Raw genomic sequence first — 17,306 nt, 5'->3', positions numbered from 1 at the left:
CCGAAGGAGCACCCATGTCTCGCATCGCCGTTCTCGGAGGAACCGGATACGCCGGCAGCCACATCGTCGCGGAGGCGGTCCGGCGCGGGCACACGGTGCTCTCGGTCGCGCGCACCGTTCCCGCCGAACGGGTGGAGGGCGCGACCTACATCGAGGCCACGCTGCTGGATGTCCCGACTCTCGTGAACGAGTTGATCGGTGTCGACGTGGTCGTCTCGGCCGTGGCCGCGCGCGGTGACATGCTCGGAGCCCTTCGCCCGGCGATCGAGCAGCTGCTCTCGGTGCTGCCCGAGGACGTCCGCATCGGCGTCATCGGCGGTGCCGGTGGAAGCCTTGTCGCCGAGGGCGGCCCGCGCCTCGTCGACACCGAGGGGTTCGCCGACGAGTACAAGCCCGAAGCGCTCGAGGCCATCGGCATCCTCGAAGACCTGCAGACGCGCTCCGGTGACCGCGACTGGTTCTACGTGCACCCGGCCGGAGGCTTCGGCGCGTGGGCGCCGGGCGAGCGCACGGGGTCGTACCGCGACGGCGGTGACGTGCTCGTCGTCGACGAGAACGGCGAGTCGTTCATCTCGGGCGCCGACCTCGCCGTCGCCGTGCTCGACGAGATCGAGACGCCGCGTCACTCGCGGGAGCGTTTCACCGTCGGCTACTGAGTCGACGCGAGCGGATGCGGCGAGCCGCCGTCCGTGGTCAGACCAGGTCGCGCCAGTCGATCGCCTCGTCCTCATCGTCTTCCGCATCGCGCGGCACATAGTCGTCGCGCAAGACGGGGATGATCGACGTCGCCTCGGTGGGCGGCCCCACGACCGTCGCCTCATCGCGGCGATGGCGCAGGACGTCGTCGATGTAGCTGGTGAGCACCTCCGCGAGAGGTACGGACCGGCCGCGCGCCTGCGACATGTACCAGCTGTGCTCGAGCACCTGGTGATACACCTCGGCGGGCTCCAGCTTGGAACGCAGATCGAAGGGGATCGCCTTCACGACCGGCTCGAACTTCCGGGTGAGCCACTCGTGCGCGACCATTTCCTCGTCAGAGCCCACGCGGGAGATGCGCGCGCGGAACTCGTCGAGGTCGTTGAGCAGACGGCGGGCCTGGTTCTCCTCGACATCGAGACCGGTGAGGCGCAGGAGGCGCCGCTGGTGGTGACCGGCGTCGACGACCTTGGGCTGGATCGACACGAGTGCGCCGTCGGTAGCGGTGTCGATCGACATCTCTCCGATGTCGAATCCGAGCGCGTTCAGCCGCTGCACGCGCTCCGTGATCCGCCACGACTCCGCCGCGGAGAAGCTCTCCTTGTCGGTCAGCGCCGCCCAGAGCGAGCGGTAGGAGGAGACGATGCCGTCGGCGATGTCGAGCGCGTCGACGTCACCGGCCAGACGGCCGCCGGCGGCGAGGTCCATGATCTCGCCCGCGATGTTCGTGCGCGCCACATCCAGGTCGTGCTCGCGCTGACCGCGCGTCAGGCCGCCTTCGTGCAGCTCGCCCGTCTCGGCATCGACGAGGTAGGCGGCGAAAGCGCCCGCATCCCGTCGGAAGAGGGTGTTGGAGAGCGAGACATCACCCCAGAAGAAGCCCACGTTGTGCAGACGCACGAGGAGCACGGCGAGAGCATCGACGAGGCGCGAGGCCGTGTTCGGGCGCAGCACTTGGGTGAAGAGGGCGCGGTAGGGCAGGGAGAACTTGAGGTGGGCGGTCACCAGGGCCGCGGGCAGCGGGTGGCCGGCCGCATCCGTTCGCCCGTCGATGACGGCGAAACGGTCGACGCACGGGACGTCGAGGCGGGCGAGGTTGCCGAGCATGTCGTACTCGCGCCGCGCCATCTCACCGGTCGTCTCCTTGACGGCGATGACCTTGCCGCTGAGGGTCGAGAAGCGCACCAGGTGGCGCGAGAGGCCCTTGGGGAGCTGCACGATGTCGTTGCTGGACCAGTCCGCGAGCGGCGTGCTCCACGGCAGTGTCAGCAGTGCGGGATCGATCGCACTGGCCGTGATGGTCAGCGAGTCCGCCATGGTGTCCCTCCACATATGTCGCGGCGCGGCGGATCCGGGTGGATCCGCCGCGCCGCGGGGGTCGTTCCGGTCAGACCGAAGCGATCGCCTTGTCGTTCAGGCGCTCGCCGCTCTCGAGGTCGAACACGTGCACGTGGCCGGGCACGGGGGCGAGGATGACCGTCTCGCCGGCGCTCGGGTGACGACGACCGTCGACGCGCGCCACGATGTCGGTGCGCTTGCCGTTGATCTCGGAGTGGCCGTACAGGTAGCCGTCGGCGCCGAGCTCCTCGATCAGGTCGACGACGACCGACAGGCCCTTGCCGTCGGCGGGAGCCACCTGGATGTCCTCGGGACGCACGCCGATCGTGACCTCGGTGCCGTGCGCCTTGCCGATGGTGTCGGCCTCGACGGGGACGATGAGGTCGCCGAAGCGGACGCCGCCCTCGGCCAGGTCGGCCGGGAAGAGGTTCATGGCGGGGGAGCCGATGAAGCCGGCGACGAAGACGTTCTTCGGCTTCTCGTACAGGTCGCGCGGGGTGCCGACCTGCTGCAGCAGGCCGTCCTTCAGCACGGCGATGCGGTCACCCATGGTGAGGGCCTCGGTCTGGTCGTGCGTGACGTAGACCGTGGTGACGCCGAGGCGGCGAACCAGCGACGCGATCTGCGTACGCGTCTGCACGCGGAGCTTGGCGTCGAGGTTCGACAGCGGCTCGTCCATGAGGAACACCTGGGGCTGACGCACGATGGCGCGACCCATGGCGACACGCTGACGCTGACCACCCGAGAGGGCCTTCGGCTTGCGGGTCAGGTACTCCTCAAGGTCGAGGAGCTTGGCTGCCTCGAGCACACGCTGGGCGCGCTCCTCCTTGCCGACGCCGGCGATCTTGAGCGCGAAGCCCATGTTCTCTGCGACCGTCATGTGCGGGTAGAGGGCGTAGTTCTGGAACACCATCGCGATGTCGCGGTCCTTCGGCGGGACGTCGGTGACGTCGCGGTCGCCGATGCGGATGCTGCCCGAGTTGACTTCTTCGAGGCCGGCGAGCATGCGCAGCGAGGTGGACTTACCACAACCCGAGGGGCCGACCAGGACGAGGAACTCGCCGTCTCCGACCTCGAGGTTGAGCTTGTCGACGGCCGGGCGGGTTCCCCCCGGGTACAGACGCGTTGCGTTGTCGAACGTGACAGTTGCCACTGTTTCTTCTCCTTCACCGGCAGGTACGTGCCGGACGATCCGTAGTGATGGATGCGCGGGGGTGACCCGCAACGCCCGCCATCGGGCGCACCTCTCAGTATGGCACGAGCGTCTGGGCATTTCTCAGGCTGTCTGGCTAGCATCGGATCGGCTGTTTCCCGTGCGGCCCGACCGGACTCCGCCGGTCCCTACGTTTTCTTCAGAGGTCCTATGTCGAGCGACGACTCATCGAACGTCCCGGCGCCGAGCGACCGCCGCGAGGCGGTGCGCGAGAAGGCGCAGCGAGTGCGGCAGCGCCATGCGCGGGTCGGTCGACTTCGTGTGGCCGCGCTCTCGATCAGCGGCGTCGCGGTCGTCGGTGCTGTCGTCGCAGCCGTGGTGTTCGCGGTGAGCTCGTCGACCTCCTCCCCGCAGCTCCAGCCGAGCGGTGCGGTCGACGGCGGCTTCGCGGTCGCATCCGTTGCGGGAGTGTCTGTGCTCGGCGGGTCTGTGGACGAGCCGGCTCCGACCGAATCCTCTGCGCCGCAGGGCGATACGACGCCTACGCCGGTGCCGACGAACCGGTCGTCCGTCGACATCCGCGTCTACGTGGACTACCTCGCCCCCGGGGCGAAGCAGTTCGAGACGGCGAACGCTCCTCAGCTCTCCTCGTGGGTGACGGAGGGGGCGGCGACTCTCTCGTACCACCCCGTCGCCATGCTCACGGCCAAGTCGAACGGCACGAAGTACTCGCTGCGTGCCGCGGGTGCGGCGGCCTGCGTCGCGACCTATTCGCCCAACACGGTGTTCGCGTTCAACCACCAGCTGCTGTTGCAGCAGCCCGAGGCCACATCCGACGGGCTGAGCGACGACACACTCGCCGACATGGCCCAGGCAGCGGGGGCGGCCGATCCCCGTCAGGTGCGCTCGTGCATTGAGAACGGCGAGTTCATGGCGTGGGCGAAGAGCGCGACGGATGCGGCCGTCGCCGGCATCCCGGGTACCGATGGGCTGACACTCACCAGCACGCCGATGATCTTCGTCAACGGTGAGCTGTACCAGGGTGCACTCGACGACCCGAAGGAGTTCGCGCAGTTCGTGCTCACCACGGCGAGCGACGCGTACTACCGCACGGCCAGCCCGACGCCGACACCGACCCCGTCGTCGTAATCCGCGCGCCGCGAGCGCATAGACTCGTCGGTGCGCTCGCGAGGGCGTCAGACCGCCAGGCGGTCACGCCGGCTTGGCGCAATTGGTAGCGCACCGTACTTGTAATACGGGGGTTGCAGGTTCAAGTCCTGTAGCCGGCACTGGATAGTCACGGCGTCGACGCGCACGTTGTCATACGGGGGTTGCAGGTTCACGTCCTGTAGCCGGCACAACAGGGACCGGGCGTCGACGCGCACGTTGTCATACGGGGGTTGCAGGTTCACGTCCTGTAGCCGGCACAACAGGGACCGGGCGTCGACGCGCTGGCGCGACGACGGGTCAGAGCCCCGGAACCAGCACCCCGGCAGTGACGGCAACGGCGATCGCGGCCAGTCCCGCCCACGTCGCAGCGACGAAGGGCAGGCGCTCGCGCGTGCGCAACCGCTGCCGGTTGATCGGGTCGGAGACGACCGTCGTCAACGACGCCTTGGCGGCAGCGAGCGTGGTGTAGCGCCCCACCGGCGAGGAGAAGCGGTCGAAGGCCACGAAGCTCCCGTCATCGTTCCGATCGATGTAGCCGAAGAAATCGCCGTCGCGCTGGGCGACATACAGTCCGTCGTCGGCCTGATTCCACGTGGTCCGGGATGCGGCGGCGACGAACGGCGCGAGAGTCGTCGTCATGCCGCCCGCCGACGCGGCTGCTGCTGAGCGGCCGGGACCTCTTCGTCGATGTCCACCGTGAGCCCCGCCGTCGAGCTGGCTGCCTCGGCGAGCGACTGGAGGAAGCCGGGGTTGAGCGATTCCGGCTCGGCTGAGGAGAAGACGAACCGCAGGGGAATCGACGAGTGGATCCACAACGTCTCGCGCCCCGCAGCGCCACGGAGATTGATAGTGAAGGACTCCTGGCGCCGCAGCTTCGTCGTGGCGACAACCTTGACGTGCGCCAGCAGACGATCGCTCATCTCGATCGGGGCAGTGGCGTTGGCGTAGTAGAGCTGTCCCATGAGGGTGCCTTTCGATCTCAAGAACCTTGTTCGATGAGGACATTACTAGGTAGGCTAGCGATATGGCAAACAAATATTTCGCAAATCGTGGGGTCCGATGAGCGATCACGCGATGTACTGGTACGACGCGAACGATGTGCGCCAGCAAGCCGGCCGGCGAGTCCTCGACGCCCTGCGCACCTATCGCGCCTCCGAGATGGCGATGCGTCGTCGTACGCAGGCGTCCATGGGAATGGGGGAGAACGATCTCCTCGTGCTGCAGTACCTGATGCGGGCAGCCAACCAGGGCCGGGAGGTCTCGCCTGTCGATATCGGCCGCTACCTCGGGGTCTCCACTCCCTCGGTCACCGGCATCCTGGATCGGCTCGAGCGCAGCGGACATCTGCGACGCAAACCGCACCCGCAGGATCGACGGCGCCTCCTCGTCGAAACGACCGATCTCGCCCATCTCGAGGTGCGCCGCACTCTCGACGGCATGCACGCGCGGATGATGGCTGCGGTCCGGTCCCTCGACCCGGATGACGCGGATGCCATCGTCGGCTTCCTCCAGGCGATGACCGAAGCGGTGGATGCGGTCGAGCCGCCGCTCGCCCAGGGCTCCGTCCCCGCCTGATACCTCATACCGTCCGCGACGGGCGCGGCGTACACTCGCCCGCACGAGGGGGTAGGGGATGGGTAACACCAAGTTCAGCGGTGCCGTCGTGATCGCGGGCCTGGCGCTCATGCTGACGGGATGCGGTGGCACGACCGGATCTCCCGCGGCGACCAGTCCGGCGGCCACGCCGGTCGATACACCGATGTCGACGCCAGCCGCGACGGCCACTCCGACCCCGGAGTCGAAGCCGGCGCAGATCCCCGCCGACTGCGGTGCGGTCGGCTCCGCGGAGACGCGTGCGGCGACCGTCGACCAGATGACGGAGTACGGCGACGCGGCCCAGTTCACGCGCCCGGCGCCGCCCGGCGCGAGCCTCGCCCTCGGATGCAACTGGATCGCGGGGGATGCAACGGGATACCTCTTGCTGGTCAGCCGAGCGGATGCGGCCGCCGCGCAGTCGTACGCAGAGTCGACCCTGCCGGGACAGGGCTACTCGTGCCAGGTGGGCGATATGCCCGCGTACATCTGCACGCAGACGATCGCGGGTACCACGTACCCCGCCGACACCGTCGAGACGATCTACGTGCGCGACGGCGTGTGGATCTATCAGTCGGCGACGAACACGAACGGTGAGGCGCTGCTGACCGACCTGGTCGCTGACATCTGGGGATCGTGAACCGCGCGCCCGCGTAGTCTCGATCGGTGACCCCGTTCCACCCGCAACGCCTGCCCCGACCGCTCGCCGTCGCCGGCGCTGTTCTCGTCGGTGTGCTCACCGCCACCCAGGCGCAGATCAACGGCGCACTGGGTGCAGCGATCGGGGATGCGCTGACGGCCGCCGCGATCTCTTTCGGATCGGGCTTCGTCGTCCTGCTCGCCCTCAGCTCGCTGCTGCCAGCTGGCCGCGGGGGAGTCATCCGCCTCATCGGGGGCGTCCGCGAGCGCCGCATCCCGGTATGGATGATCCTCGGCGGCGGAGCGGGAGCGTTCACCGTTGTCACGCAGGGGCTCGCGGTCGCTGCGATCGGTGTCGCAGCCTTCACGGTCGGCGTGGTCGCCGGTCAGACCGTGAACGGTGTCATCCTCGACCGGATCGGCTACGGGCCCGCGGGCGTTGTTGGGGTGACGATCGGGCGCCTCGCCGGCGCTCTGCTCGTCGTCGCGGCGGTGGCGGTCTCGATGTTCGGTGAGGGAGCGGCATCCGTCCCGGTCTGGTTGCTCGTGCTGCCCCTGCTCGCGGGAGCGGGAATCGCCTGGCAGCAGGCCACGAACGGGCGGTTGCGCAACGAGGTCGGCAGTCCCTTGACGGCCACGCTCGTGAACTTCGCCGGTGGGACGGTGATCCTGGTGGCGGCAGCCGCCATCCAGCTCGGGATCGCGGGCCCACCTCCGCTGCCGTCGGAGCCGTGGCTCTACATGGGTGGCGTTATCGGCGTCGTCTACATCTTCCTGTCGGCGGCGCTTGTCCGTCACACCGGCGTGCTGCAGCTGGGGCTCGGATCGGTGGTCGGCCTGCTCGGCGCTTCGGTCGTCATCGACGCGCTCTTTCCCGGGCATGCCGGGCCGCCCCTCGAGGTGGCGGTGATCGCCGTGGTCGTCGCTGTCACCGGCGTCGTCGTGGCGACCGTTCCGCGGTGGCGACGCCGGTGATCAGCCCGGCAGTCTGCTGAGGAACGCGGCGCCGTCGATCTGCTTGATCCGCGTCTCGCGGGAGCGGTCGGGCTTGCCCCCGACGTAGAGCCAACCCAGCAGTCGTTCGTTCTTGCGCAGCCCGTGCGCCTTGGCGACGGCCTTGCTGCGGGTGTAGCTCCCGGTGCGCCAGATCACGCCCCATCCCGCCTCGTCGAGCGCGAGGCTCAGCATGTGCGCGACGCCGGACGCGACCGCCTCCTGCTCCCAATCCGGAACTTTGTCTTTCTGGATGCGGGCGACGACCGCGATCAGCAGCGGGGCACGCAACGGCTTGGTCGATGCGCCGTGCTTCTTCTCCGCCTTGTGGATCGCACGTCCGAGGCGCTCGCGGTCCGCGCCGCGCAGTTCGATCAGCCGCCACGGCCGCAGCGACGAGTGGTCGGCCACCCGTCCCGCGGCCGCGACCATGTCGACGAGCTCGTCATGCGTCGGCGCCTCGTCGGTCACTTTGGACCACGATCGGCGCACGCGCATCGCGTCGCGTGCGCCGGTGGTCATTCCCCGGCCTCCGGCGTGAACTCGAGGGCGATCGAGTTCATGCAGTACCGGTCGCCGGTGGGGGTGCCGAAGCCGTCGGGGAACACGTGGCCAAGGTGGGAGCCGCAGGAGGCGCAGCGCACTTCGGTGCGCACCATCCCGTGGCTGTTGTCTTCGATCAGCTCCACGGCCTCGGGGCGGACCGACTCGTAGAAGCTCGGCCAGCCGCAGTGCGAGTCGAACTTCGTTCCGCTCTGGAACAGCTCGGCGCCGCACGCGGCACACGCGTACAAGCCGGCGCGCGACTCGTCGAGCAGTTCTCCCGTCCATGCGCGCTCCGTCGCCGCCTCACGCAAGACCGCGTACTTGTCTGCTCCGAGTTCCTCGCGCCACTGCTCTTCGGACTTGTTCACTGCGTAGCTCATTGGTCCTCCTTCTGCTCCATTCAACCCGACCCGCGAGGGCACTGTTCCCGTGTGACCGAGAATGAGCGGGTGAGCGAACTCGAGGTCGTCATCGCGCGCTACCGGCGCTTCGCCGAAGAAGAAGCGCCGGGCCGCAGCAGTCTCTACGAGCAGTGGGCGCACGCGGTGTGGACCACGCCGGAACTCGCCGCGGTCCTGGCGCGGATTCCGGCGACCCATCGGCAGCCGCCCCTGGTGTTCGCCGTCAGCAGGCTTCTGGGAGCGCCGGAGACAGAGGGGAAGGATTGGGCGGCGTGGGTGCTCGCGCACGCCGACACCCTCGTGGCGGAGTCCGCGGCGCGCTCCGTGCAGACGAACGAGCCGCTGCGCTGCGCGGCGCTGCTACCCGCGCTGTCTCGGATCGAGGGACCCATCGCACTGCTCGAGATCGGTGCCAGCGCGGGCCTGTGCCTGTATCCGGATCGCTACTCCTATCGTTACGCCGTGGACTCGGGCCGAACGCGCGTGCTGGATCCGCGCGACGGACCCGCGTCCGTCGTGCTCTCATCCACGTGGACCGGTCCCGAGGTGGACGTGCACCTCCCGACCGTGGTCTGGCGAGCGGGCATCGACCTGCATCCGCTCGATGCTCGCTCCGCCGAGGACCGTCGTTGGCTCACGGGGCTCGTGTGGCCGGGGGAGAGCGGACGCCGGGAGCGCATCGACGCGGCACTCGACATCGCGGCCGCGCAGCCGCCGATCCTGCAAGCGGCGGATGCGGCGGCGCCCGGCGTGCTCGCCGGACTCGCGCTGGACGCTCCGCCGGACGCGACTCTCGTGGTCACGACGCCCGGAGTCCTCGCCCACGTCCCTCGGGACGGGCGGCGGCGCATCATCGACGCGGCACGCGCATCAGGGCGCTGGATCACGATCGACGCCCCGGGACTGCACGACGGATGGAGGCGACCGATCGATGTGTCGGCCTGGCCGAGCGACCGGTTCGCGCTGGCGCTGGACGGTGAAGTGCTTGCCGCGGTCGACCCGTTGGGATCAGCCGTGGAGTGGCGTCCGGATGCGGCGGGAGGACTCGGTTAGCGTTGCCCCGTGCCTGTGCGTGACTCCGCATCCGACGCTCTGAGTGAGCGGGACTCCCAGCTGCTCGCCTTCGAGGCGCGCTGGCTCGGACACACCGGCGCCAAGGAGGAGGCGATCCGCGTCGAGCTGCAGCTCACTCCGGCGCGGTACTACCAGTTGCTAGGAAGGCTGATCGACTCGCAGGCCGCGCTGGCCCATGACCCGCTCCTCGTCGGCCGCCTGCGGCGCATCCGCGACGAGCGGCGACGCGAGCGCTCGACGGTCCGACGCGGCGCCTGAGGCCTCGCTCAGTGGGCGGGGTGACGCGCTCCGGTAGCATCGTGGGGTGTCCCGAACCCCGCATCCCCGCGACCGCTTCGACGACCTGCCGAACACCTCGGGGCGTGTAGGAGCCCACCGTGCCGAGAACCCGCGCATGCGAGCGGGTGTCGTCACCCTCTGGGCGATCGTCGTCACGATCGTCCTCATCGCCGCGGGGATCTTCGGGAGCCTGGTGCTCTCCGGGCGGATCGTGCTGGTGCCCTCTCCGACGCCCACACCCACGCCGACCCCCGAGGTGACGCCGATCGTCGACATGTCCTTCTCCGTTCTGGTGCTCAACGCGACGCCGGAGACAGGTCTCGCGACCACGATGAAGGACGAGCTCATTGCGAAGGGCTGGAGCGCAGACCTCGTCAACGCGAGCAGCGCCAGCGCCACCGACTTCCCCCAGACGACGGTCTATTACGCGTTCCCGGGCGACGAGGCGGCGGCGAAGGGGCTCGCGGAGCTCATCGGCGGAGCGGATATCGCCCAGAGCGCCCAGTATCAGCCGACGGATGACGCAGGCACCGCCGATGTGGACGAGTCGCAGGCGAAGCAGCTGACGGTCGTCATCGGACTCGACCGCACCGCTGCGGGGGCGCCCAGCCCCAGTCCGACCTCCTGAGGCTGATCGCGGAGGGTCCCGTGTTTCCGCGGCGTAAATAGTTCGCTGCTGCTGTGTCAACTGTGCCGAATCCGTCGCTTCGGCGCTGTTTCGGCTGCATACGATGACTGCGTTCTACAGCATCAGGAGACTCGTATGGCCCAGGGCACCGTCAAATGGTTCAACGCCGAGAAGGGGTATGGATTCATCACCTCCGGCGACGGTGAGGACGTCTTCGTCCACTATTCGAACATCGATATGACCGGATTCCGCGTCCTCGAAGAAGGGCAGGCCGTGGAGTTCACGGTCGGCAGCGGACAGAAGGGTCCGCAGGCCGAGTCGGTTCGCATCGTCGCCTGAGACCCCGCTTACGAGACCCCCGAGCACCCGTCGGTGCCCGGGGGTCTCGTCGTGTGCGTCGCGCTCTCGCGACACGTTCGCGGCGGCTTGCACTCCCAGGGGGCGAGTGCCAGAATGGATTAGCACTCGATATCACTGAGTGCTAAAGACGCAAGCCAACGTCCGGGAGGGACGAGACACACATGGCAAAGATCATCGCTTTCGATGAGGAGGCCCGTCGTGGCCTCGAGCGCGGCCTGAACATCCTGGCCGACGCCGTCAAGGTGACCCTGGGTCCCCGTGGCCGCAACGTCGTCCTCGAGAAGAAGTGGGGCGCACCCACGATCACGAACGACGGTGTCTCCATCGCCAAGGAGATCGAGCTCGACGACCCGTACGAGAAGATCGGCGCGGAGCTCGTCAAGGAGGTCGCCAAGAAGACCGACGACGTCGCCGGCGACGGAACCACGACGGCCACGGTCCTCGCACAGGCACTCGTGCGCGAGGGGCTGCGCAACGTCGCCGCCGGTGCTGACCCCATCTCGCTCAAGAAGGGCATCGAGAAGGCTGTCGCCGCGGTGACCGAGGCGCTGCTGGCCGACGCCAAGGAGATCGAGTCCAAGGAGCAGATCGCCGCCACCGCGTCGATCTCCGCCGCCGACCCCGCGATCGGCGAGCTCATCGCCGAGGCGATCGACAAGGTCGGCAAGGAGGGCGTGGTCACGGTCGAGGAGTCCAACACCTTCGGCACCGAGCTCGAGCTCACCGAGGGTATGCGCTTCGACAAGGGTTACCTGAACCCCTACTTCGTGACCGACCCGGAGCGTCAGGAAGCGGTCTTCGAAGACCCCTACATCCTCATCGCCAATCAGAAGATCTCGAACATCAAGGACCTCCTGCCGATCGTCGACAAGGTGATCCAGGACGGCAAGGAGCTCCTCATCATCGCCGAGGACGTCGAGGGCGAAGCTCTCGCGACCCTGGTGCTGAACAAGATCCGTGGCATCTTCAAGTCGGCCGCCGTCAAGGCTCCCGGCTTCGGCGACCGCCGCAAGGCCCAGCTGCAGGACATCGCGATCCTCACGGGTGGACAGGTCATCACCGAGGAGGTCGGTCTCAAGCTCGAGAACGCCACCCTCGACCTGCTCGGCCGTGCCCGCAAGGTCATCATCACCAAGGATGAGACCACGATCGTCGAAGGTGCCGGCGACTCCGCTCAGATCGAGGGTCGCGTGACCCAGATCCGTCGCGAGATCGACAACACCGACAGCGACTACGACCGCGAGAAGCTCCAGGAGCGCCTCGCCAAGCTCGCCGGCGGCGTTGCCGTCATCAAGGCGGGGGCGGCCACCGAGGTCGAGCTGAAGGAGCGCAAGCACCGCATCGAGGACGCCGTCCGCAACGCGAAGGCTGCCGTCGAGGAGGGTGTCGTCGCCGGTGGTGGTGTCGCGCTCATCCAGGCGGGCAAGACCGCGTTCCAGGGTCTGACGCTGACGGGCGACGAGGCGACCGGTGCGAACATCGTGCGCGTCGCCATCGAGGCTCCGCTCAAGCAGATCGCTCTCAACGCCGGTCTCGAGCCCGGCGTCGTCGCCAACAAGGTGGCGGACCTGCCCGTCGGTCACGGCCTGAACGCCGCGACCGGTGAGTACGGCGACCTCTTCGCGCAGGGCATCATCGACCCCGCCAAGGTCACCCGCTCGGCGCTGCAGAACGCCGCGTCGATCGCCGGTCTGTTCCTGACCACCGAGGCCGTCGTCGCCGACAAGCCGGAGAAGGCTGCCGCCGCTCCCGCTGACCCGTCGGGCGGCATGGACTTCTGAGTCCAGACCTCACGAACGGATGCCCCGGCCCGCAAGGGACCGGGGCATCCGCCGTTTCCGGTGGGGGGACCGGAGACGTCAGCGGAACAGCGTCATGTTGGCCTGCTCCGCTTCGGTGTAGTGCTGCGCGGCCACACCGAGAGCTACGTGGATGCTCGCGAGCGCGTCCTCCACGGTGCGCTGGGCGGCCCGCCACTGTTCGATCGTTCCTTGGAACATGCCGGATGCGGCGCCGGTCCACGAGCTCTGGAGTGCACCCAGCTGGGCGAGCAGCGCCGTGGACTCTCCCTGCAGCCGGTCGATGGTTCCACGGATCGTGATGGTCGCTGCGGCCACTTGGTCGCTGTCTACGGCGAAGGTCGCCATTGGGGAGCCCCTCTCTGTCGGAGACTCCGACGTTAGAAGCTCCGCGCGACGCAACGCGCTGCCGCCGCGGCGACCGGGGACCACGCGCCGGTTCTCGCGGGCTGGGGAGATCAGGACAGCGGCAGATCCGGGAGGTGCTCCAAGGGCTGGGTGTCGATGAGCAGATGCGCGGATGCATCCTGGTCGACGGCGAGGGGGAGCGAGACCCGGAAGGTCGCTCCGCCGCCCTCGCTGTCGCGCACCTCGACGGTTCCTTGCAACGACTCCACGATCGAGGCGACGATCGACAGGCCGAGCCCCGACCCTCCGGTCTCCCGGGCGCGTGAGGTGTCGGCGCGCCAGAACCGCTGGAAGATCTGGGTCCGGATCTGCTCGGGAATGCCTTCGCCGTGGTCGATCACGTCGATCCAGCCCATGCGGGTTTCGAGGTCCGTGCCCACGCGCAGCTCGATGGGGGAGTCCTCCGCGGAGAAGCGTTGCGCGTTGCCCAGAAGGTTCGCGACGACCTGACGGATGCGGTTCTCCTCACCCATCACGACGGGCGGCATCATCGGGGTGCGCGGATGGAAGGCCACCGGCAGCGGATGCACCTCGCCGGTGTCGCCGCCCTCCCGCGTGCGTCGCCGCAGGCGTGCGGCGAGAGTGATCGCGGCCGTGGGCACAGCTCCGCGCCGGCGCGGCGGCACATCTCCGGGTGCCTGCGGCGAGGTCGCGATCGGGGGTGTGTGCAGGGGCTCTGGAGCAGAGGAGGTCGTGTCGATCACGCTCACGCTCCGCTGCGGTGCGGAGGCTCCGACATCCAGTGCAGCATCGCGGGCGATGGGGCGCAGGTCGACGGGGGCGAGCACGAGGTCCCGCTTCTCGTCGAGGCGTGCGAGGGCCAGGAGATCCTCGACCATGGAGGTCATGCGCATGGCCTCCTTCTCGATGCGCTCCATAGCCTGTGCGGTGGCTTCCGCATCCGGGATCGCGCCCATCCGGTAGAGCTCCGCGTAGCCGCGCACAGTGACGAGGGGTGTGCGCAGCTCGTGGCTCGCATCGCCGATGAACCGACGCATCTGGCGCACGGTGGCGTCGCGCTGCGAGATCGCGGCGTCGACACGCCCGAGCATCGTGTTGATGGCGCGCTTGAGCCGGCCGACCTCCGTAGTGTCAGGCTCGATGTCGGTCATGCGCTGACTGAAGTCGCCGCCGGCGATCGCATCGGCGGTGCGCTCCACCTGCCCGAGGCTGCGGAAGGTGAGCGTCACGACCCATCGCACGAGGAAGGCGCTCGCGATCACGATGACGAGCGCGAGGATGGCGTAGATGCCGAGGTAGGTCGCGACGATCCGCTCCGTCGGCCCGGTGGGCACCGCCACCAGCTGCACGACGGTTGCGTTGGTCCCCTCCACGGGGGTCACGATCACCGTCGCGCGGAAGTGCGAGTTGTTGCTGCCGTCGAGCGTTGTGACGGTGTCCTGGTCGATATAGGCGCGGTCGCAGGGATAGGTGTCGGGAAGCTCCGGCGTCGTCGATGCATCCTGGCCTCCCGCGACCGCGAGCCGCGCGCCTTCCGCCGTGCAGGCGTACAGCGCCACCGTGTACGAGGTGCCGCCGGCTTCCTCACGCGGTGCGAACTCGAGAGTGCCGTCCGAGTCGATCGTGGCTTCCACCAGCGCGCTCGCGATCGCCGATTGGGCCACCTGCTTGAGGTTCTGATCGAGGTTCGTCAGCAGCGTCGTGCGCAGGAACACCATGGTTCCCAGCCCTGCCGCGAGCAGGCCGATGACGAGCACCGTCACCGTCACGCCGGTCACCTTGGCGCGCAGGCTGATCCCGCGCCACCAGCGTGTGACGCTGTCGCTCTCGGTGCCCAGGTCGCGCTCCGGTGTCAGGACTTGGTCTTCAGCATGTAGCCGAAGCCGCGCTTGGTCTGGATGAGGGGCTCGGAGGAGTGCGGATCGATCTTGCGACGCAGGTACGAGATGTAGCTCTCGACGATGCCCGCGTCGCCGTTGAAGTCGTACTCCCAGACGTGATCGAGGATCTGCGCCTTGGACAGCACCCGGTTCGGGTTGAGCATGAGGTAGCGCAGCAGCTTGAACTCGGTGGGGCTCAGCTCGATCTGCGCGTCGCCCACGTACACGTCGTGGGTGTCCTGGTCCATGGTGATCTCGCCGGCACGGATCACGGACTCCTCGTCCGCCTGCATCGTGCGGCGCAGGATCGCCTGGATGCGGGCGACGATCTCGTCGAGCGAGAACGGCTTGGTGACATAGTCGTCGCCACCGGCATTCAGTCCGGTGATCTTGTCCTCCGTGTCGTCCTTCGCGGTGAGGAAAAGGATCGGAGCGGTGTATCCGGCCTCGCGGAGGCGCTTGGTCACGCTGAAGCCGTTCATGTCGGGCAGCATGACGTCGAGCACGATGAGATCCGGCTCCTCCTCGAGGACGGCCGAGATCGTCTGTGCCCCGTTGGAGACGGCGCGAACCTGGAAACCGGCGAACTTCAGACTCGTGATGAGCAGGTCGCGGATGTTCGGTTCGTCGTCGACGACGAGGATGCGCGGTGCGGTCATAGGCCCATTATGGTGACCGATTCGGTGGGATGGCTGGATGCGGGCGTTCCCGGCGGGTCAGCGCGTTGCGGCCAGCAGGTCGTCCGCATCCAGGATCGTGTAGCTGTAGCCCTGCTCTGCGAGGAATCGCTGACGGTTCTGCGCGAAGTCCTGATCGACGGTGTCGCGGGCGATGAGCGTGTAGAAGCTGGCCGTGTGGCCGTTGCTCTTCGGCCGCAGGAGGCGTCCGAGACGCTGCGCCTCCTCCTGGCGGGACCCGAACGATCCGGAGACCTGGATCGCCACGGACGCATCCGGCAGGTCGACCGAGAAGTTGGCGACCTTCGAGACCACGAGCAGCGGCACCGTCCCCTCGCGGAAGGCCCGGTAGAGCTTTTCGCGCTCGTCGACCGGTGTCGCGCCGGTGATCTTCGGGGCGCCGAGGGCCTCGGCGATGATGTCGATCTGGTCGAGGTACTGGCCGATCACGAGGATCTGCTCGTCGCTGTGGCGTGCGGCGAGGGCCCGAACGACGTCGATCTTCGCCGGAGCCGTGGCGGCGAGACGATAGCGGTCCTCGTCGACGGCCGCGGCGTACTCGAGCCGCTCGTCGGCGGGCAGGTCGACGCGCACCTCGAAGCAGGCGGCGGGGGAGATGAAGCCCTGGGCCTCGATCTCCTTCCAGGGCGCGTCGAAGCGCTTGGGGCCGATGAGGCTGAAGACATCACCCTCTCGTCCGTCCTCGCGGACGAGTGTCGCCGTGAGGCCGAGGCGGCGTCGAGCCTGCAGATCGGCGGTCAGCTTGAACACGGGTGCCGGCAGCAGGTGCACCTCGTCGTAGACGACGAGGCCCCAGTCCAGGGCATCGAGCAGCGCGAGGTGCGCGTACTCGCCCTTCCGCTTCGCGGTGAGGATCTGGTACGTCGCGATCGTGACGGGCTTGACCTCTTTGACCTGTCCCGAGTACTCGCCGATCTCCTCGGGGGCGAGGGTCGTGCGCTTGAGCAACTCGTCGCGCCACTGGCGTGCGCTGACGGCGTTGGTCACGAGGATGAGCGTCGTCGTCTTGGTGTCCGCCATGGCGGCCGCCCCCACGAGGGTCTTGCCCGCGCCACAGGGGAGCACGACGACGCCGGAGCCGCCCTCCGTGAAGATGTCCACGGCCTGACGCTGGTAGGGCCGCAGCGACCAGTCGGTCTCTTCGAGGTCGATCGGATGCGGGGTGCCGGGGGTATAGCCGGCCAGGTCCTCGGCGGGCCAGCCGATCTTCAGCAACTCCTGTTTGATCTGACCCCGCGCCCAGGCGTCGATCACGTGAACGCCCGGGGAGGGGTGCGCGATGAGCAGGGGCTGGATGCGCTTGTTGCGGGAGACTTCGGCGAGCACGGCCGCATCCGTGGATCGCAGCAGCAGGGCGTCCTCATCGTCGCCGTACGGACCCCGCTCGATGACGAGGCGTCCATAGCGCCCGACCGTCTCGCGGATATCGGTGGCGACCGACGGCGGCACGGGGAAGCGCGACCAGCGGTCGAGGGTATCGAGCATGTCCTGCGCGTCGTGTCCGGCCGCGCGGGCGTTCCACAGTCCGAGGCGCGTGATGCGGTAGGTGTGAATGTGCTCGGGGGCACGCTCGAGCTCGGCGAAGACGGCCAACTCGTGCCGCGCGTTCTCGGACTCGGGGTGGGCGACTTCGAGCAGAACCGTGCGATCGCTCTGGACGATCAGGGGGCCGTCGGACATAACCGTCGAG

General features: G+C 68.4%; 20 protein-coding genes and 1 tRNA gene. 11 read left to right on the top strand and 10 right to left on the bottom strand.

All coding sequences use genetic code 11. The annotated features are described in order from the left end of the window. Positions 1–14 precede the first annotated feature (14 nt). Complete coding sequence (locus ACYVJS_RS02905) at positions 15–656, top strand: NAD(P)-dependent oxidoreductase (protein WP_344227952.1); 642 nt, start codon at positions 15–17, stop codon at positions 654–656. A gap of 37 nt (positions 657–693) precedes the next feature. Here the strand turns inward: ACYVJS_RS02905 and ACYVJS_RS02900 are convergent, their stop codons facing one another. Then, positions 694–2,013, bottom strand: a complete 1,320-nt coding sequence (locus ACYVJS_RS02900) for a DUF4032 domain-containing protein (RefSeq protein ID WP_460737607.1) — start codon at positions 2,011–2,013, stop codon at positions 694–696. 70 nt (positions 2,014–2,083) lie between these two features. Further along, positions 2,084–3,187 carry an ABC transporter ATP-binding protein gene (locus ACYVJS_RS02895; RefSeq protein ID WP_460737605.1) on the bottom strand — a complete coding sequence of 368 codons (1,104 nt, stop codon included), beginning with the start codon at positions 3,185–3,187 and terminating at the stop codon, positions 2,084–2,086. Between the two features lie 210 nt (positions 3,188–3,397). Between ACYVJS_RS02895 and ACYVJS_RS02890 the strand changes: the two genes are divergently transcribed. After that, entirely contained in the window at positions 3,398–4,336 is a 939-nt protein-coding gene (locus ACYVJS_RS02890; protein WP_460737603.1) for a DsbA family protein, read from the top strand. A 67-nt stretch (positions 4,337–4,403) separates the two neighbouring features. Then, positions 4,404–4,476 (top strand) — tRNA-Thr (locus tag ACYVJS_RS02885). A 178-nt stretch (positions 4,477–4,654) separates the two neighbouring features. Here the strand turns inward: ACYVJS_RS02885 and ACYVJS_RS02880 are convergent. Together ACYVJS_RS02880 and ACYVJS_RS02875 are read right to left on the bottom strand one after the other, a co-directional pair. Then, entirely contained in the window at positions 4,655–4,996 is a 342-nt protein-coding gene (locus ACYVJS_RS02880; protein WP_460737601.1) for a hypothetical protein, read from the bottom strand. Further along, complete coding sequence (locus tag ACYVJS_RS02875; RefSeq protein ID WP_243233478.1) at positions 4,993–5,319, bottom strand: DUF7882 family protein; 327 nt, start codon at positions 5,317–5,319, stop codon at positions 4,993–4,995. Before ACYVJS_RS02875 ends, ACYVJS_RS02880 begins: the two co-directional genes overlap by 4 nt. Positions 5,320–5,416: 97 nt before the next feature. Here ACYVJS_RS02875 and ACYVJS_RS02870 point away from each other — a divergent pair, with 97 nt between their 5' ends. Genes ACYVJS_RS02870 through ACYVJS_RS02860 form a run of 3 tightly spaced genes read left to right on the top strand, consistent with a single transcriptional unit; the run spans position 5,417 to position 7,564 of the window. Beyond that, positions 5,417–5,932 carry a MarR family winged helix-turn-helix transcriptional regulator gene (locus tag ACYVJS_RS02870; protein ID WP_460737599.1) on the top strand — a complete coding sequence of 172 codons (516 nt, stop codon included), beginning with the start codon at positions 5,417–5,419 and terminating at the stop codon, positions 5,930–5,932. Between the two features lie 58 nt (positions 5,933–5,990). Next, complete coding sequence (locus tag ACYVJS_RS02865; protein WP_460737597.1) at positions 5,991–6,590, top strand: DUF3558 domain-containing protein; 600 nt, start codon at positions 5,991–5,993, stop codon at positions 6,588–6,590. 26 nt (positions 6,591–6,616) lie between these two features. Further along, positions 6,617–7,564: a DMT family transporter gene (locus tag ACYVJS_RS02860; protein WP_460737595.1), complete on the top strand. Its 948-nt coding sequence runs from the start codon at positions 6,617–6,619 to the stop codon at positions 7,562–7,564. Here ACYVJS_RS02860 and ACYVJS_RS02855 read toward each other — a convergent pair whose 3' ends face one another. Further along, the gene (locus tag ACYVJS_RS02855) at positions 7,565–8,104 is read right to left on the bottom strand and encodes a nitroreductase family protein (protein ID WP_460737593.1); all 540 of its coding nucleotides are present in this window, start codon (positions 8,102–8,104) and stop codon (positions 7,565–7,567) included. Beyond that, on the bottom strand, positions 8,101–8,508 hold the full coding sequence (gene msrB, locus ACYVJS_RS02850) for a peptide-methionine (R)-S-oxide reductase MsrB (protein ID WP_274285921.1): 408 nt from the start codon (positions 8,506–8,508) through the stop codon (positions 8,101–8,103). Before msrB ends, ACYVJS_RS02855 begins: the two co-directional genes overlap by 4 nt. Before the next feature lie 69 nt (positions 8,509–8,577). Here msrB and ACYVJS_RS02845 point away from each other — a divergent pair, with 69 nt between their 5' ends. From ACYVJS_RS02845 to groL, 5 genes are all read left to right on the top strand, one after another. After that, positions 8,578–9,582 carry a DUF2332 family protein gene (locus ACYVJS_RS02845; protein ID WP_460737590.1) on the top strand — a complete coding sequence of 335 codons (1,005 nt, stop codon included), beginning with the start codon at positions 8,578–8,580 and terminating at the stop codon, positions 9,580–9,582. A 9-nt stretch (positions 9,583–9,591) separates the two neighbouring features. Continuing rightward, the gene (locus ACYVJS_RS02840; protein WP_243233490.1) at positions 9,592–9,861 is read left to right on the top strand and encodes a DUF3263 domain-containing protein; all 270 of its coding nucleotides are present in this window, start codon (positions 9,592–9,594) and stop codon (positions 9,859–9,861) included. A gap of 46 nt (positions 9,862–9,907) precedes the next feature. Then, positions 9,908–10,510: a LytR C-terminal domain-containing protein gene (locus tag ACYVJS_RS02835; protein WP_460737587.1), complete on the top strand. Its 603-nt coding sequence runs from the start codon at positions 9,908–9,910 to the stop codon at positions 10,508–10,510. A 135-nt stretch (positions 10,511–10,645) separates the two neighbouring features. After that, positions 10,646–10,849 (top strand): cold-shock protein, encoded by a 204-nt coding sequence (locus tag ACYVJS_RS02830; RefSeq protein WP_137417657.1) that lies wholly within the window; start codon positions 10,646–10,648, stop codon positions 10,847–10,849. Between the two features lie 182 nt (positions 10,850–11,031). Further along, on the top strand, positions 11,032–12,651 hold the full coding sequence (groL, locus tag ACYVJS_RS02825; protein ID WP_460737585.1) for a chaperonin GroEL: 1,620 nt from the start codon (positions 11,032–11,034) through the stop codon (positions 12,649–12,651). 78 nt (positions 12,652–12,729) lie between these two features. Here groL and ACYVJS_RS02820 read toward each other — a convergent pair whose 3' ends face one another. The 4 genes from ACYVJS_RS02820 to ACYVJS_RS02805 form a co-directional block, all read right to left on the bottom strand. Further along, the gene (locus ACYVJS_RS02820; protein WP_274285916.1) at positions 12,730–13,017 is read right to left on the bottom strand and encodes a WXG100 family type VII secretion target; all 288 of its coding nucleotides are present in this window, start codon (positions 13,015–13,017) and stop codon (positions 12,730–12,732) included. A 110-nt stretch (positions 13,018–13,127) separates the two neighbouring features. Then, positions 13,128–14,807: a sensor histidine kinase gene (locus ACYVJS_RS02815; protein ID WP_460737583.1), complete on the bottom strand. Its 1,680-nt coding sequence runs from the start codon at positions 14,805–14,807 to the stop codon at positions 13,128–13,130. 83 nt (positions 14,808–14,890) lie between these two features. After that, positions 14,891–15,577 (bottom strand): response regulator transcription factor, encoded by a 687-nt coding sequence (locus ACYVJS_RS02810; protein WP_137417653.1) that lies wholly within the window; start codon positions 15,575–15,577, stop codon positions 14,891–14,893. A 57-nt stretch (positions 15,578–15,634) separates the two neighbouring features. Beyond that, entirely contained in the window at positions 15,635–17,296 is a 1,662-nt protein-coding gene (locus ACYVJS_RS02805) for a DNA repair helicase XPB (protein WP_460737580.1), read from the bottom strand. Between the last annotated feature and the right edge of the window lie 10 nt (positions 17,297–17,306).

This window comes from Microbacterium neimengense, assembly GCF_054782995.1.
Note: the sequence above shows the minus strand (reverse complement) of the source record. Positions and strands in the feature narration are given on the sequence as shown.

Coding starts and splice junctions, on each gene's coding strand:
- ACYVJS_RS02810 (WP_137417653.1), bottom strand. CDS start 15,577: ATGACCGCACCGCGCATCCTCGTCGTCGACGACGAACCGAACATCCGC.
- ACYVJS_RS02830 (WP_137417657.1), top strand. CDS start 10,646: ATGGCCCAGGGCACCGTCAAATGGTTCAACGCCGAGAAGGGGTATGGA.
- ACYVJS_RS02905 (WP_344227952.1), top strand. CDS start 15: ATGTCTCGCATCGCCGTTCTCGGAGGAACCGGATACGCCGGCAGCCAC.
- ACYVJS_RS02890 (WP_460737603.1), top strand. CDS start 3,398: ATGTCGAGCGACGACTCATCGAACGTCCCGGCGCCGAGCGACCGCCGC.
- ACYVJS_RS02820 (WP_274285916.1), bottom strand. CDS start 13,017: ATGGCGACCTTCGCCGTAGACAGCGACCAAGTGGCCGCAGCGACCATC.
- ACYVJS_RS02865 (WP_460737597.1), top strand. CDS start 5,991: ATGGGTAACACCAAGTTCAGCGGTGCCGTCGTGATCGCGGGCCTGGCG.
- groL (WP_460737585.1), top strand. CDS start 11,032: ATGGCAAAGATCATCGCTTTCGATGAGGAGGCCCGTCGTGGCCTCGAG.
- ACYVJS_RS02805 (WP_460737580.1), bottom strand. CDS start 17,296: ATGTCCGACGGCCCCCTGATCGTCCAGAGCGATCGCACGGTTCTGCTC.
- ACYVJS_RS02855 (WP_460737593.1), bottom strand. CDS start 8,104: ATGACCACCGGCGCACGCGACGCGATGCGCGTGCGCCGATCGTGGTCC.
- ACYVJS_RS02880 (WP_460737601.1), bottom strand. CDS start 4,996: ATGACGACGACTCTCGCGCCGTTCGTCGCCGCCGCATCCCGGACCACG.
- ACYVJS_RS02900 (WP_460737607.1), bottom strand. CDS start 2,013: ATGGCGGACTCGCTGACCATCACGGCCAGTGCGATCGATCCCGCACTG.
- msrB (WP_274285921.1), bottom strand. CDS start 8,508: ATGAGCTACGCAGTGAACAAGTCCGAAGAGCAGTGGCGCGAGGAACTC.
- ACYVJS_RS02875 (WP_243233478.1), bottom strand. CDS start 5,319: ATGGGACAGCTCTACTACGCCAACGCCACTGCCCCGATCGAGATGAGC.
- ACYVJS_RS02870 (WP_460737599.1), top strand. CDS start 5,417: ATGAGCGATCACGCGATGTACTGGTACGACGCGAACGATGTGCGCCAG.